The sequence below is a fragment of the Sphingomonas alpina genome (assembly GCF_014490665.1).
GTDB lineage: Bacteria > Pseudomonadota > Alphaproteobacteria > Sphingomonadales > Sphingomonadaceae > Sphingomonas > Sphingomonas alpina.
The window spans coordinates 2438934-2454064 of record NZ_CP061038.1 but is presented as its reverse complement, the minus strand read 5'-3'; the positions used below and the strand labels follow the sequence as shown (position 1 = coordinate 2454064).

The 15131-nt window shown below is 63.3% G+C and carries 11 protein-coding genes; 4 read left to right on the top strand and 7 right to left on the bottom strand.

Annotation, left to right across the window (positions count from 1 at the left end; all coding sequences use genetic code 11):
• Nucleotides 1-35 precede the first annotated feature (35 nt).
• A complete protein-coding gene (locus H3Z74_RS11285) occupies nt 36-983 on the bottom strand; it encodes a hypothetical protein (protein WP_187763962.1) in 948 nt (315 codons plus the stop codon).
• Nucleotides 984-1556: 573 nt separating this feature from the next.
• On the opposite strand from H3Z74_RS11285, the gene H3Z74_RS11280 reads away from it, so the two are divergent.
• The 4 genes from H3Z74_RS11280 to H3Z74_RS11265 all read left to right on the top strand — a co-directional run bounded on the left by H3Z74_RS11280 (nt 1557) and on the right by H3Z74_RS11265 (nt 7469).
• Nucleotides 1557-4757 carry a bifunctional cytochrome P450/NADPH--P450 reductase gene (locus tag H3Z74_RS11280; RefSeq protein ID WP_187763961.1) on the top strand — a complete coding sequence of 1067 codons (3201 nt, stop codon included), beginning with the start codon at nt 1557-1559 and terminating at the stop codon, nt 4755-4757.
• 77 nt (nt 4758-4834) lie between these two features.
• On the top strand, nt 4835-6418 hold the full coding sequence (locus tag H3Z74_RS11275) for a WS/DGAT/MGAT family O-acyltransferase (protein ID WP_187763960.1): 1584 nt from the start codon (nt 4835-4837) through the stop codon (nt 6416-6418).
• Nucleotides 6418-6768, top strand: a complete 351-nt coding sequence (gene phaP / locus H3Z74_RS11270) for a phasin family protein (RefSeq protein WP_229727030.1) — start codon at nt 6418-6420, stop codon at nt 6766-6768. The genes H3Z74_RS11275 and phaP overlap by 1 nt, the downstream gene beginning before the upstream one ends.
• A 227-nt stretch (nt 6769-6995) precedes the next feature.
• A complete protein-coding gene (locus H3Z74_RS11265; protein WP_187763958.1) occupies nt 6996-7469 on the top strand; it encodes a hypothetical protein in 474 nt (157 codons plus the stop codon).
• A gap of 84 nt (nt 7470-7553) precedes the next feature.
• On the opposite strand, the gene H3Z74_RS11260 is transcribed toward H3Z74_RS11265, so the two are convergent.
• From H3Z74_RS11260 to H3Z74_RS11235, 6 genes are all read right to left on the bottom strand, one after another.
• A complete protein-coding gene (locus H3Z74_RS11260) occupies nt 7554-8348 on the bottom strand; it encodes an esterase/lipase family protein (protein WP_187763957.1) in 795 nt (264 codons plus the stop codon).
• 51 nt (nt 8349-8399) lie between these two features.
• Nucleotides 8400-8936, bottom strand: a complete 537-nt coding sequence (locus H3Z74_RS11255; protein ID WP_187763956.1) for a GNAT family N-acetyltransferase — start codon at nt 8934-8936, stop codon at nt 8400-8402.
• Complete coding sequence (locus H3Z74_RS11250) at nt 8933-10021, bottom strand: alpha/beta fold hydrolase (protein ID WP_187763955.1); 1089 nt, start codon at nt 10019-10021, stop codon at nt 8933-8935. The genes H3Z74_RS11255 and H3Z74_RS11250 overlap by 4 nt, the downstream gene beginning before the upstream one ends.
• A 16-nt stretch (nt 10022-10037) precedes the next feature.
• Nucleotides 10038-10397 carry a poly(R)-hydroxyalkanoic acid synthase subunit PhaE gene (locus H3Z74_RS11245; RefSeq protein WP_187763954.1) on the bottom strand — a complete coding sequence of 120 codons (360 nt, stop codon included), beginning with the start codon at nt 10395-10397 and terminating at the stop codon, nt 10038-10040.
• 76 nt (nt 10398-10473) lie between these two features.
• A complete protein-coding gene (locus H3Z74_RS11240; protein WP_390901748.1) occupies nt 10474-11940 on the bottom strand; it encodes an efflux transporter outer membrane subunit in 1467 nt (488 codons plus the stop codon).
• Nucleotides 11941-11945: 5 nt separating this feature from the next.
• A complete protein-coding gene (locus H3Z74_RS11235; protein ID WP_315443093.1) occupies nt 11946-15128 on the bottom strand; it encodes an efflux RND transporter permease subunit in 3183 nt (1060 codons plus the stop codon).
• Between the last annotated feature and the right edge of the window lie 3 nt (nt 15129-15131).

Genomic DNA, 15131 nt, shown 5'->3' with positions numbered 1-15131 from the left:
ATCATAGGTTACCGCTCTGTTCGCAGCGCAGATCGTCAAACCGTGCGCGCGATCAGAGGATTGTCGTTCGCGGCGGGTTTGAGCAGCGGACGCGCAAGCTGGAAGGTCGCCGCGATCATCGCGACCGCGCCCAATATCGGGAGCGCATCGATGCCGCTGGCATGGCCAAGCAGGCCGAGAATCGACCCGGCCTGGACCAGCGCCGCGATGCGGATGCTGCCCAGGTCGCGCAGAGCGAGCGCCATGACCAGGGCTAGAATATTGGCGAGGAAGAAATCGCGTTCGTGCATGCCGGGCAACAGGCCCGCCATCAGCAATATACCCAATAACGCTACCGAGGTGGTCGACTTGTCGGTCAGTGGTTGCGCCGAGAAATGCGCAACATAGGCAATGGTCGTGCCGATCGCGGCGGCGAGGGCGAGGCCGAGCAGCGGTGTGCCGCCCAGCGGCAGTGTCTGTGCGATCGCCCAGATATTCGGCGCGTCGAAGGACAGAGCGACATAGGCATCAATCTGACGCTCAGAGGCGGATGCGAAATCGAAGACGGGCCTGCCAATGCACCAAGCAGCCATCATCGTCGCTGCGGTCGTCAGCGGCGCGATGGGCCAAAGCCGAATCGGCACCCTCCGATTGATCAGCAGCGCGAGGAAGAAGGGTGCGATCAGGAGCGCCTGTATTGTGAGGCCAAGGGCCAGGCCGCACCAGGCGAGCATCGTGATGGGGCGGCGCTGAATGGCGGCAGCGATCGCCATGACGACCGGCGTAGCCCAGAGCGTATCGTATCGACCCATCAGCCCTGCGCTGAGTGCGATGACCGGCAGAGCGAAGATCAGGGCGGCAGCGCGGTCGGCGTCAGTGACGCCGAGCAGGCGCAGCAGATAATGTGTCGCGAGCGCCAGCGCGGCAGTATCTGCCAGCGACAACAAAGTGATCGGTGTCGTGTCGTTCCCGGACGGCGGCAACGAGGCAAGCATGATGACCATGGAAACCGCCAACGTCATCGCGACAGGCGGCAGGATTACCGATGGGGGTGGGGGCCGAAATCGGCTGACGATCGACATGAATACCCTGTGACACAGGCGTGGTTGAGGGCGTGTTAAGCGTGTCGTGCAAATATCGGGTGAAACGTCGTTTTAGAGCTTCGCTTCGGCTCGTCCTCAGGTTAGGCTCGGTTCATCTCGAAAAAGGGGCAGTTGCCGGCAAAGTCCGGCCACACAGGGAAGGGGCGCCATGTCAGAAGGAAGGAAGATGGCCCCGAGGCTTGGGGTCTTTCAAAAACTCGCATGCAAGCTGGGGCACCATCATCGCGACGGGAACAATGTCCGTCGGGTACAGAAGATGTGGCGCAGCGTGTGCATCGGGTGCGGGGCGAGCATGGTCAAAACGGATGATGGCTGGATTCGTCGGATCGACCTGCCCGGCGCGGACACATCGACCAAGGCGGGCGAACACGGGCTCTGACGCTCGACGGAGTGCGGCCATCTTATTTGGCCGCTTCGGTTGCACCGCGCTTCGCACTGTGTTGATGTGCAGACAGAACGGACCGGAGGTGATGGATGGCGACAGCTCCCGCGGTTGATCGGCCGACGATACCGTCGCCGCCAGGGCTGCCGGTCGTCGGACATCTTCATCAGATCGCCCGGTCGGGACTCATCGGATATCTGCTGCGCGTCAGTCGTGAATTTCCCGGCGGCATCTTCAAGCTGAAATTCGGCAGCCGCGTCGGCCTGTTCGTCACCAGCCCGGATCTGGTCGCCGAATTGTGTGACGAAACCCGCTTTCGCAAGATGCCGGGGCCGGGCCTGCGCGTCGTGCGTAAATTCGCCGGGGACGGGCTGTTCACCGCATTCAGCGAAGAGCCCAATTGGGGCAAGGCGCACCGCATCCTGCTGCCGGCATTCAGCCAGCGCGCGATGCGCGGCTATTACGACATGATGCTCGAAGTCGCCGACCAGATGGTCGCGAAATGGAGCCGGCTGTCGGGCACCGATGTGCTGGTCGCCGACGACATGACCCGCTTCACGCTCGATTCGATCGCGATCGCCGGGTTCGGGCACCGGTTCGACAGTTTCGAGAAGGAGGAACTCGACAGTTTCCTCGAGGCATTGGCGCGGGTGCTGGGCGAATCGCTCAACATGATCACGCGGATGCCGATTCAGCAGCGCTTCGCGAAAAAGGCCGAGCGTCAGTATGAAGCGGACATCGCCGAGATGAACGCGCTGGTCGACGGCATCATCGCTGAGCGGCGTAAAAATCCGAACGACGGCAAGGATCTGCTCAACCTGATGGTCAGCGCGATCGATCCGGAAACGGGCGAGGGGCTGGACGATATCAATATCCGCTATCAGGTGCTGACCTTCCTGATTGCTGGGCATGAGACGACATCCGGCCTGCTGACCTTCTCGCAGCATTTGCTGCTGCGTCATCCGCACGTGCTGGCCCAGGCCTATGCCGAAATCGACCGCGTGCTGCCGGGCGACAAGCGGCCTGATTATAGCGACATCGCCAAGCTGGAAGTGATCGAGCGTATCCTGAAGGAAGCGATGCGGTTGTGGCCGACCGCGCCCGCTTTCACGCTCGCGGCCTATGAGGACGAAGTGATCGGCGGCGCCTACACGGTGCGCAAGGATCGCCCGATCAACGTCTTCTCGCCGGGCCTGCATCGTGATCCGAATGTATGGGAGGATCCGGACGAGTTCGACATCGATCGCTGGCTGCCCGAGGCGGAAGCCGCGCGGCATCCGCATGCCTATAAGCCGTTCGGCAATGGCGAGCGTGCGTGCATCGGCCGGCAATTCGCGATGGTCGAGGCGAAGATGGCGCTGGCCATGATCCTGCAGAAATTCGCGATCAGCGATCCGCATAATTACCGGCTGCGCATCAAGGAGACGCTGTCGATCAAGCCGGACGAATTCTACATGCGGGTGCGGCTGCGCCAGCCGCATGAGCGGATCGCGGTGCCGCTCGCTTTGGAAACGGTGGACGAGGAATCACCGGTCGCGGCGGTGTCGGGCAGCGGCCAACGTTTCGCGGTGATCTATGGATCGAGCTTGGGTACGGCGCGCGACATTGCCGAGGAGATCGCTGCGCGGGCGAATCTCGACGGGTTCGAGACCATTGTCCGGTCGATGGATGAGAGCTTCAAGGGCGGGTCGGAACCTGAGGACAAGGTGATCGTGGTGGTCACCGCGACCTATAATGGCCGGGCGCCGGACAGCGCGATCGAGGTCGAGCGCGGGCTCGATGCCGGCGCGTTCGACGGCGCGGATTGGTCGGGCGCGCGTTTTGCCGTGCTCGGCATCGGCAATTCGCAATGGCCCAATTACCAGAATTTCCCCAAGCGCGTGGATGCCGCGATTGAAGCGGCCGGCGCGACGCGGCTGCTGCCACGGGCCGAAGCCGATGGACAGGGTGATTTCGACGGCGCGGTCGCCGGCTTTGTGCGCGATTTATGGAAGGCGTTGGGTAGCGAGGCAGAGCCGAGCGAGTCGACCTCGACCCTGTCGCTGCAAGTAGTCGACACGTCAGACGTGCGCGCTCAAGCTTTGCCTGAACATGCCCAGCGGCTGGAGATCGTCGCGAATGACGAGATGATCCGGCCCGCCGACGGGTTATGGGATTTCGCCAAGGAGCCGCCCCGGCCCTCCACCCGGTTCATCCGTATTCGTCTGCCCGAGGGGCAGCACTACCACAGTGGCGACCATATCGCGGTTTATGCGCGAAATCGCCCGGAACTGGTGACGCGCGCGATCGAGCGGCTCGGGCTGGCCGGTGCCGCGCAACTGCGCGTCGACGGGCAGGGCGGGCGGTTCAAGCATCTCCCGCTCGGTCAGACCGTGACGGTGCGCCAGCTGCTGACCGACTTTGTCGAACTGTCCGATCCGCTGCCCAGACGCGCGCTTGGCGTGATTGCTGCGCAGACACGCTGTCCAAACACCAAACGCGAGCTGGCGCAGCTCGAGGAGACTTACGATGCCGAGGTCGCAGGTAAGAGGCTGACTTTGCTCGATTTGCTCGATCATCATCCGGCCGCCGAACTGTCGCTCGACAGCCTGGTCGAACTTTCGGCAGCGATTGCACCGCGTTTCTATTCGATTGCCTCGAGCCCGCTGGTCGAGCCGGAGATCGCCGACCTGATCGTCGGCACCATGGCGGCGCCCGCCTGGTCCGGCCTTGGCGAGCATCGTGGGTTTGCCAGCGGCTATATGCAGGGCGTGGCCGCAGGCGATCATGTCTTCGGTTATGTTCGGCGACCCAATCCGCCGTTCGCGCCGCCCGCCGATCCGACCGTGCCGATGATTCTGATCGGCCCCGGCACCGGCTTTGCGCCGCTGCGCGGGTTCATCCAGGAACGCAGCAGTCAGAAGGCGGCGGGCGAAGAGGTCGCGCAAAGCCTGTTGTTCTTCGGCTGCCGCCACCCGGATCATGACTGGTTCTGCCGTGACGAAATCGAGGCTTGGGCAAAAGAGCAGGTAGTCGATCCGTATCTCGCTTTCTCGGCGGTCGAGAGCCATCCGTGGAAATTCGTCCAGGACGCGCTGTGGGCCGAACAGGAACGGGTCTGGGCGGCGATCCAGGCGGGCGCACATATCTATTTATGCGGGGACGGGCGCTTCATGGCGCCGGCGGTGCGCGATACGTTGATCCGGATCCAGATGCAGCAGATTGGCGACGAGCATGCGCAGGGGTCGGAATGGCTTGAAACGTTGATCGAAGACGGGCGTTTCCACCAGGACGTGTTCGGGTTCGGCAAGTGATGCCGAGTGACATTCCGGCGAGTGGGTGAGTTGATCGAATAATAGCACCGCAAAGCGGGCGGAACGGGGAGAGAGTGATGCTGCAACTGTCGGGCCAGGATGCCTCGTTCGTCTATCTGGAGACGCCGCATACGCCGATGCATATCGGATCGGTCGGCATCTATGATCCATCGACCGCGCCGGGCGGGTTCGTGCGCTTCAAGGATGTGCTGAGTTTCATCGAGAGCCGGCTGGGCGGCGCGCGCAGTTTTCGCCAGCGGCTGGTGCGCGTGCCGTTCGATCTCGACCATCCCTACTGGATCGAGGATCCCGAGTTCGACATCGAATTCCATGTTCGCCACATCGCATTGCCCAAGCCGGGCGACTGGCGGCAGTTATGCATCCAGGTCGCTCGGCTGCATTCGCGGCCGATGGACCTGAGCAAACCGTTATGGGAGTTCACCGTCGTCGAAGGGCTCGACAATGTCGAAGGCCTGCCGCCGGGCTGTTTCGCCTTGGTGTCGAAGGTGCATCACGCCGCGATCGATGGCATGTCGGGGGTCGAGATGTCGGCCGCGGTGCATGATCTCGATGCAAGCATGAAGCCGCCGGAAAAGACCGATGACTGGCAACCCGAGAACATGCCTAATGTGGCCGACCTGCTGACGCGCAGTTATTTCAATTCGCTGCGCCAGCCGATGCGCGTGATGGAGACGATTGGCCGGTCCTTGCCCGGCATGGCCAAGCTCGCCGCGACGGTGAGCAAGGGCGATGTCAGCATCGCCAACACCAAGATGGCGCCGAAGACGCGCTTCAACGGCAAGGTCTCGGCGCATCGCGTCTGGGATGCAGTGCCGTTCAAGCTTGCTGATATCCGTGCAATGAAGGAGGCGGTGGCTGATGCGACGGTCAATGACGTGATCCTTGCGATCGTCGGCGGCGGCCTGCGGCAATATCTCGATGACAAGGCTGAGCTGCCCAAGGAGTCATTGACTGCGATGGCGCCGATCTCGGTGCGCGGCGAGGGCGAGAAGGCGGCGCTGGGAAATCTCGTCTCGGCGATGGTCATTCCGCTCGGCACGCATATCGCCGACCCGATGGAGCGGCTGCAATATGTCCATGACCAGGCGGTCAACTCCAAGGCGATGACCAATGCGGTCGGGGCGCGTACGCTGGCCGATTACAGCCAGTTGATCCCCTCGGGCCTCGCTGGGCTGGCGGCGCGGCTCTACACCCGCGTCGGGGCGGCCAACACGCATGCGCCGGTGTTCAACACGGTGGTGACGAATGTCCCGGGTAGCCGCGTGCCGATGTATTTCTGCGGCGCGCGCATGGTTGCGATGTACGGCACCGCGCCGGTGTTCGATTCGATGGGGCTGATCAATCCGGTCTATTCCTATGGCGACACCATCGCAGTGTCGTTCACCTGCGATCGCGACATGATGCCCGATCCGCAAAATTATGCGGCTGCGCTACGGTCGTCGTTCGAGGCGCTGAAGGCGGCAGCCACCGGCGCCCCGGCAACCCCCCTCAAAGTGGCCAAGGCGGCGCCGACGGTGAAACCCAAGGCGGCCGCCAAGCCCAAGACTGTGCCAATGAAGCCCGCTACCCCCAGGAAAACCGCGGCAAAACAGACCGCTACAGGCCGGAAACCGGCAGCCCGCAAGCAAGGAGCAAAATGATGGCCGACAAGAAGAGCACCGCCGACAAGGTGAAGGACACGATCAACGAACGCGTCGTCGATCCAGCGAAAAAGGCCGGCGAGGCGATGCAGTCATCAGGCAAGAAACTCGCCGAGGGCAGTTCGGCGGTGGGCCTGAAGATGCTCGACCAGGCTGAGGCGAACACGCGCGAGGCGTTCGCTGCGATGCGTGCCGCGGCGAGCGCCAAGGACCTGTCGGAAGTAATGAAGATCCAGGGCGATTTCCTGCGCGACCAGGGCAGCCGCAGCATGGGGCAAGCACGCGAGATCGGGGAACTGATCATGCAGTTCGGCAAGGACGCTGTCGCGCCGCTGCGCGGCAAGGACTGAGCCTTTTTCTTTGGAGCGGATTGGCCAGCCACGCACTTCCTGGGCATGGCTGGCCGTCTGATTCCAGGTGTCAGGCGTATAGAGCGTTCAATACCGCAATGATCATGACTCCGCTGGATCATGACGTTCTCATGAAGAAATTATGAAAAAAAGTTCATTTGAATTAATAACTTGGCAAGAGCACCTCGGTTGCGCCGGTTAAAGCCGGCTGATCGAGGAGATGGAAGATGTCATGGTCGACCACTACCGCACTATCGATTGCGGGAAGTCTATTGATTCTGGCAAGTCCTGCTTCGGCTCGGACTTATGATTGCTCGAAGGCCGGAAATGCCAATAAGGTTGCTTGCAAGGGAACGACGCCCGTCACCTCGCAGCCGGCAAAGCCCGTAGCTGTCGCACAGCCGAAAGCGGCCCCGGTCAAGACTGCGACGCCCGCAGCCACCGCAGCGCGGAACTATGACTGTTCCAAACCCGGCAATGCGAACAAGAGCGTTTGCAAAAGCGCGGCAGCGCCGGTGTCCCATGCCGCTCCCGTCGCAGTTGCAGCTCCGGCCAGAGCGCTGCAACCGCGCCCGGCGGTTCAGCGCGCAGCACCGGCTCAGCCATCGGCGCGGACAGTCGCGTGGACGACCAAGACCGGCAAGGTGCTGCATTATGACTGCTCAAAAGCCGGCAATCTGAACAAGCAGGCCTGCAAATAATATCGGCTGGGCCAATATCGGATGAATCGTCTGACGGGAGGGTAGAGCGGCTTTCCGTCAGCCGGCAACGCCTCAATCAAACGATTATGCGTGTCCGGCGAAGGGGTAGACCAAAGCCTTCAGTCCGTCGCGCTTGAACGGATGCCAGTCGCCATCGGCCTGTGCCAATCGGTCGGCAATCGCATAGAGCACCGCCGGGTTGACGCCCAGACCGCAATGGCTGCCATGGACCTGGATATTGTCGGTCTGCGGATCGCGCGGTTCGATGCAATTCTGCCAGGCAACGACGCCATCCTCGCGCGTGAAGATCGAGGTCGAGGGAACAGGCGGCGGGGCTTCGCTTTCGCGCATCTGCGACCGCGCATCGTCGCTGTCGATATGATGGCCGGTCAGTATCTGATAGGCGCGCCACGCATTGGTCGCGCGCGGTGATCCGGTAAAGGGCGAGCCGAGCGTAATGACCTGCCGCACCGCATCGGGCGCGCGACGGGAAAGCTGGCGCGCCATGACGCCGCCCAGGCTCCAGCCGACGATGCTGACTTTCTGGCCGGTCAGTTCATGCACGGCCTGCAGCCGGGCAACCAGCTTCTCGCCTTCGCGTCCGATCGCCTTGGGGCCGAGATTGCGGCCGAGCTCCCAGGCATGGGCTTCATAGCCGAGGCCGGTCAGGAATTTGCGCAGCACCGTGGTCGACATGTCGGAAGTGACGAAGCCCGGCAGCACCAGCACCGGGTGACCGTCACCGCGCGGTGCGGTCGCGAGGATCGGCGCGGCGAAGCCAAGGGATCCGAACTCGGCGAGTGCGCGGGGCAGTTCCGTCAGCGCGAGCAGCGCGGACGGCGCGCGGATCGCTTCCGGATTATATGCCTGACTTGCCATCAAATTTCCTTTCCTTCACTCCGGTCTAAATGCGCCGGATGTACTTATTGTTCATTCGTCGAGGCCGAAGGCCCGGTGTTGTGCGGCGATCCGCGCGATGTCGTGGCTGAGAATGGCGAGGTCATGCGGCTTGCCGGCGCGGTCGCGGACATGGTCGCGCAACAACGCTTCGGCGCGAAAGCCGAGACTTTCGAACAGCATGACCGACCCGATCTGGTCGGGAGTCATTTGTGCGGTGAGCTTCTCCAGGCCGCGTTCCATCGCCACCGAATAAATTGCCTCGAGCAGGTCGCGGCCGAGGCCGGCACCGCGCTTGCCCGGCGACACCAGCAGGCGGATCTCGCCGACATGCGCGCTCCAGCCGAGCGGATCGCGCACCAGTGCGGCAGTGCCGACGAACTTGCCATTGTCCTCGGCGACCAGGCTGTCGATCCAGCCTTCTTCGATGGCCGAAATCCACGCTTCGACGACGCGAGGGTGTTTCAGATCGCGGCCGAGGAACAGCAGGTCGTGTTCGGGCAAGGTTTCAGCAAAGGCGAGCATGGCGTCGCGATCGGCCGCCGCGAACCGGCGGATATGATGGCTCATGTCGATCGCTCCCCCAGCCAGTCGATCAGTTTTGGCCATAGCCGCTTGATCGCATTGCCCCCGGCGACAAGGCTGACATGCCCGCCCTTCATTGTCACCTGTTCCTTGTCGGTCGAGCCGACCTTTTCAATCAACGGCGCGGACGCCGCGGAGGGGACGATATGATCATGTTCTGCCGTGACATGCAGGAACGGCGCGGTGATCGCCGACAGATCGACCGGGCGGCCAGCGACTTCCATCGTGCCGTGATGGAGTTGGTTGTCCCACATCAGCTTCTTGGTCGTCTCGCGGAAATATTCGCCCGCCAGCGGTAGCGTGTCGCCGGCCCAGCGATCGAACATGCGAAAAGATTTGACGAATTCGTCGTTCCACAGATTGTCGAGCAACCGGATATTGCCTGCGATGCGCGCGCCGGGACGTAGCATGTCGAACGCGGTGTAGAGATAATCGGCCGGGCAATTGCCGAATGTATCGACCAGCTTGTCGACGTCGAAGAAGCGTTTGTCGGCCCAGGCCTGGAACATCTCCATCTTGGAGAAATCCACCGGCGTGGTGAAGCACACCAGATTCTTCATCGGCGCCGGATTCTTGGTAGAAATTGGCGGGTTGAGCGCTGCCCACAGAATCGAGAGCACGCCGCCAAAGCAATAACCGACCAGACTGAATTCCTCTTCGCCAGTTTCCTCCTGTACTCTGGCGATCGCGGTAGGGATGAAGTCGAGCACATAGTCGGCGAGTGTCAGGCTCTTCTCGTCGCGGCGTGGCGGCGTCCAGTCGAGCATGAACACATCGTATCCGGCCTTGAGCAGATACTCGACCAGGCTTTGGCCCGGCACCATGTCGAAGATATAGCCGCGATTGGTCGTCGCCATGACCAGTAGCAGGGGTACGCGATACACTTCGTCCGACATTGGGCGATAGTGATAGAGATTCATGGTGCCACGTTGAATCAGCAGATCCTTGGGGCTCGCACCGAGCGTTGGGCCGGATGAGGCGAAATATTCCAGCCCCTTGAAATTGCGCTGCAAGGCGCGGTCGAACGCGGTGCGGGCCTGGTCGAACAGGTCGGGGGCGCTCGCGTCCATGCTCACGCTGTCTCGCTCAATCTTTGGCCGGCGGTTTGCGGGTGCGTTTCGGCTTCGGGCGTTCGGGCGGCTTTATCCCAGCCTGTGCCATCAGCAGCGCCTCGATCCGTCCGACCGTTTCCTCAACGCCGCGCAAGCGTGCCGAGAGATCCTCGACTTCGCTGCGGCTTGGCATGTTGGCGGCGGCGAGCGCCTTGTCCATCATCTGGTGCGCGGCGGCCTGGGCTTTCATCTGAGCGGTGCTGGCGCCCTGCACGACCCGGGCGAACTCGCCCGACTTCATCATCTCGCCACCAAGCTGATTGGTCATCTGTTCCCATTGGCCGAGCATTTCGCGCATGAAGGCGGATGGGTCGGGCGTGGGAGGCAGTGCCATGGGTGCATCCTTCACCGCGCGCGCGTCGCCGTCAAGCAACTGTGCTGCACTTGCGCGATGCAGCATCGCCGCAGCATCAATTCGACGGCGGCCTGTTGGCTGGCGTGCCGGTGGGTACAGGGCCGTGTGCCGTAGCGTCGAGCTGCGCATCGCCGCCGAGCGTGCGATAGAGATCGACCAGGTTGGTCGCGCCGGTCAATTGTGTCGCGACCAGCGAACGCTGCGCGGAATAGAGCGAACGCTGCGCATCCAGGCTTTGCAGGAAGGTGTCGATCCCGCCGCGATAGCGCGCATCGGACAGGCGGTAATTGTCCGACGCGGCGGCGGCAAGCGATTGCGCCGCACGGGTCTGCGCTGCGATCGTTCCGCGGCGGGCAAGCGCGTCGGACACTTCGCGAAAGGCGGTCTGGATCGATTTTTCGTACGTGGCGAGCGCCGCGTCGCGCTGCGCCCTGGATTGCTCGACACCTGCCCGTCCGGCGCCGGCGCTGAAGATTGGGTAGCTGGCGCTCGGTGCGACCGAATAGTTGAACGCGCCGCCGGTAAACAGGCCGCTTAGCGCATTGCTGGCAAAGCCGAGCACTGCGGTCAGGCTGATGCGCGGGAACAGCGCCGCGCGCGCCGCGCCGATCTCCGCATTGCTCGCACGCAGGCCATATTCGGCCTGAAGTACGTCGGGACGGCGCAGCAGGATGCCGGAATCAAGCCCCGCAGGCAGTTCGGCGACCGTCTTGCCGGCTTCGTCGATCGTGCCGGGGAGTAGCGCGGTATCGACCGGCGCGCCGACCAGCAATTGCAGCAGATTGACGTCCTGCGCGAGGGCAGTGGTTTGCTGCGCCAGGTCGGATTGCGCCTGAGCGAGGACGAGTTGCGACTGACTGAGATCGGTGCGTGGGGCGACGCCGCCGTCGAGCCGCGCTTTGGTCAGCTTGACGCTGCGTTCAGCGCTGGCGGCGGTATCCTGTGCGATCTTGAGCAGACTCTGGTCGGCGGCATAGTTGAGCCAGGCATTGGCAATGTCGCCGACCAGGGTCAGCCGCGTTGCGCGGGCTGCGGCTTCGGTTGCAAAATAGCGGTTCTGCGCTGCGTCGGTGAGCGAGCGGACCCGGCCGAACAGGTCGATCTCGAACGCGGTGATGCCGAGGTCCGTGCTGTAATTGGTGCGCGCGCCGCCGCTGACCGCACTCCCGCCGGTATTGGTTCGACCCGTGCCGCTGTCCGCGCGGGTAACGCTTGCCGAGGCATCGACCTGGGGCAGCAGGTCGGCGCGCTGGATGCGATATTGCGCGCGCGCTGCGACGATGTTGGCGGCGGCGACGCGCAGGTCGCGATTGTTGATTAGCGCTTGTTCGATGATCCGCCGCAACCGGTCGTCGCGGAAGATGTCGCGATAGGAAACGCTCGGCAGCGTTGCCTCGCTCTGTTTGAGATAGGCGTCGCCGGCTGGCCAGGATGCCGGCACCGGAGCCTCGGGGCGGGCATATTTGGGCGCCATGCTGGTGCATGCGCTGAGCGAAACGCCAGCCAGGAGCAGGGCGAGCATGGGCCTCATGCGCTTGGCTCCGGTTTGGGCTCGTCATGCGGCGCCTCGTGATGGAGCTTCTTGAGCACGTCGCGGGTGCCGCGGCGGACCAGCACGAAGAACAGCGGGATGTAGAAGATCGCGAGGATCGTCGCGGTCAGCATGCCGCCGATCACTGCAGTGCCGATCGCGACGCGGCTATTCGCACCGGCGCCGGTCGAGATCGCCAGCGGCAGCACGCCGAAGATGAAGGCGAGGCTGGTCATCAGGATCGGGCGCAGGCGCAGGCGTGCCGCCTCGATCGCGGCGTCGATGATGCGCTTGCCCTTCTTCTCCGCCTGTTCGGCGAATTCGACGATCAGGATCGCGTTCTTCGCGGCGAGGCCCATCGTCGTGAGCAGGCCGATCTGCAGAAAGACGTCATTCTCCAGCCCGCGCAGCGTGACCGCAAACACCGCCCCGACCAGGCCGAGCGGAATGACCAGCAACACCGCGACCGGGATCGACCAGCTTTCATACAGCGCGGCAAGGCACAGGAACACGACAAGCAGCGAAATGGCGTAGAGGAACGGCGCCTGGCCCGACGAAAGCCGTTCCTGGAACGACAGGCCCGACCAGGCGACCGAGGTGCCCGGATATTGCGCCGCAAGCTGCTCCATCCGGTTCATTGCGTCGCCCGAGCTCTTGCCCGGCGCGGCCTGGCCCTGAATCTCGAACGCCGGCAGGCCCTGGAAGCGCAGCAGCGACGACGGCGCGGTCGACCAGGAGATGGTCGAAAAGGCCGAGAAGGGCGCCATCTGGCCATCGGCCGAGCGGACATACCATTGCGCGATATCGTCCGGGCTGTGGCGATAGGGTGCGTCGCCCTGAACGTAGACGCGCTTGACGCGTCCGCGGTCATTGAAGTCGTTGACGTAGCGGCCGCCCCAGGCAGTCGCGAGCGTTGCATTGACGTCGGCCTGGCTCAGGCCAAGCGCACTCAGCTTTTGCTGATCGATCTCGATCTTGAGCGTCGGCTGATCCTCGAGGTCGGTCGGGCGGACTGCGGCGAGGTCTGGATCGGCGCGCGCGGCGGCAAGCAGCTTGTCGCGTGCCGCCTTGAAATCGGCGCGGCTCATGCTGCCGGTGTTCTGCAATTCCAGGGTGAAACCGGCCGACTGGCCAAGCCCACGTACCGCCGCCGGTACCGTCACGAAGATGTCCGCATCACGCAGGCCGCCAAGTGCTTTCGACGCGCGCTGGGTGACCGCCTGGGCGCTGTTCTTGCTGCCCGGGCGGTCGGCCCAGTCCGTCAGCGCGAGGAAGCCGCGTCCGGTATTCTGCCCGCTCGCGCCGCCGCCGCCGCCACCGGCATTGGTGAACAGCACGCTGACATTGGCCTTTTCCTGGGTGAGGAAATATTGCTCGACCTGCTTCTGCACCGCGACCGTGCGGCCCTGCGTCGCGCCGGGCGGCAGGTTGAACTGGACCTGCGCAGCACCCTGGTCTTCGTTGGGCAGGAAGCCGGTTGGCAGGCGCACGAACAACAATGCGAGCAGCGTCACCACGCCGGCATAGATGAGCAGGAAGATCAGCTTGCGATCGACCACTTTTGCCACGCTGCTGGTGTAGCGTTCGGTCATCGTCTCGAAGCTGGTATTGAACCAGTCGCGCGCACCCTGAGTTTTGCGCGCGATCCAGCTATCGCCCTGCTTCTCCTCGCTACGCCGCCTCAGCAGCGTGGCGGTCAGGGCAGGGGTCAGGACGAGCGCAACGACCACCGACAGGACCATCGCCGACACGATGGTGACCGAGAACTGGCGATAGATCACGCCGGTCGATCCGCCGAAGAATGCCATCGGCAGGAACACCGCCGACAGCACCAGCGCGATTGCGATCAGCGCGACGGTGATTTCGTTCATCGATTCGATCGTCGCATCGCGCGGCGACATGTCGGGATTCTCGTCCATCAGCCGTTCGACATTCTCGACCACGACAATCGCGTCGTCGACGAGCAGGCCGATCGCCAGCACCAGGCCGAACAGGGTCAAGGTGTTGATCGAAAAACCGGCGAGCGAGAAAACGGCGAAGGTGCCGAGCAGCACGACCGGCACCGCGATCGTCGGAATCAGCGTCGCCCGCCAGTTCTGCAGGAAGACGAACATGACGATGACGACGAGGATGATCGCCTCGATCAGTGTCTTGACCACTTCCTCGACCGACAATTTGATGAAGGCGGTCGAATCCTGCGGAAAGGCATAGGCGAAGCCGTCAGGCATCGACTTGGCGGCATTTTCGATATCGGCCTTGACCAGTTCCGCGGTCGATAGCGCGTCGGCACCCGGCGCAAGCGATACGGCGATGCCGGCGCCGGGATGGCCGTTGACCCGGCTGACGGTCTGATAGCTTTCTGCGCCCAGTTCGACCCGCGCAACGTCGGACAGGCGCACGATCGATCCATCGCGGGCGGTCTTGACGATGATGTTGGCGAATTGCTCGGGCGTCTGCAGGCGCGACTGGGCGGTGACGGTCGCATTGAGCATTTGCGTCGTCGGCATTGGCTGGCCGCCGACTTCGCCCGCCGCGATCTCGGTATTCTGTGCGGTGATGGCGTTGATCGCGTCGCTCGGCATCAGCGAATAGGCAGCGAGACGATCGGGCCGCAGCCACACCCGCATCGCATATTGTGCGCCGAACACGTTGGTATCGCCGACGCCGGGAATACGGCCGAGCCGATCCTGGAAATTGGCGATCAGATAGTCCGACACGTCCTGGTTGGTGACGCGGTCGGTCTTGTCGTAGATCGACACCAGCAGCAGGAAGTCGGGATTGGACTTGGTGACCGTCAGGCCCTGTTGCTGGACCTGTTGCGGCAAGCGGCTGATCGCCTGCTGCACCTTGTTCTGCACCTGGACCTGCGCGATGTCGGGGTCGACGCCCTTTTGGAAGGTCGCAGTGATCGTCACCTGGCCACGCGAACTGCTGTTCGAGCTGAAATAGAGCAGGCCGTCGATACCGGTCAGCTGTTGCTCGATCACCTGGGTGACGCTGTTTTCCAGCGTTTCGGCCGATGCGCCGGGATAGGTCGCGCGGATATTGACGTTGGGCGGCGCCACGTCGGGGAATTGCTCGATCGGCAGCGTATAGATCGCGCCGATGCCGCCCAGCATGATGATGATCGCGATGACCCAGGCGAAAATCGGCCGGTCGATGAAAATGCGCGAGATCACCGG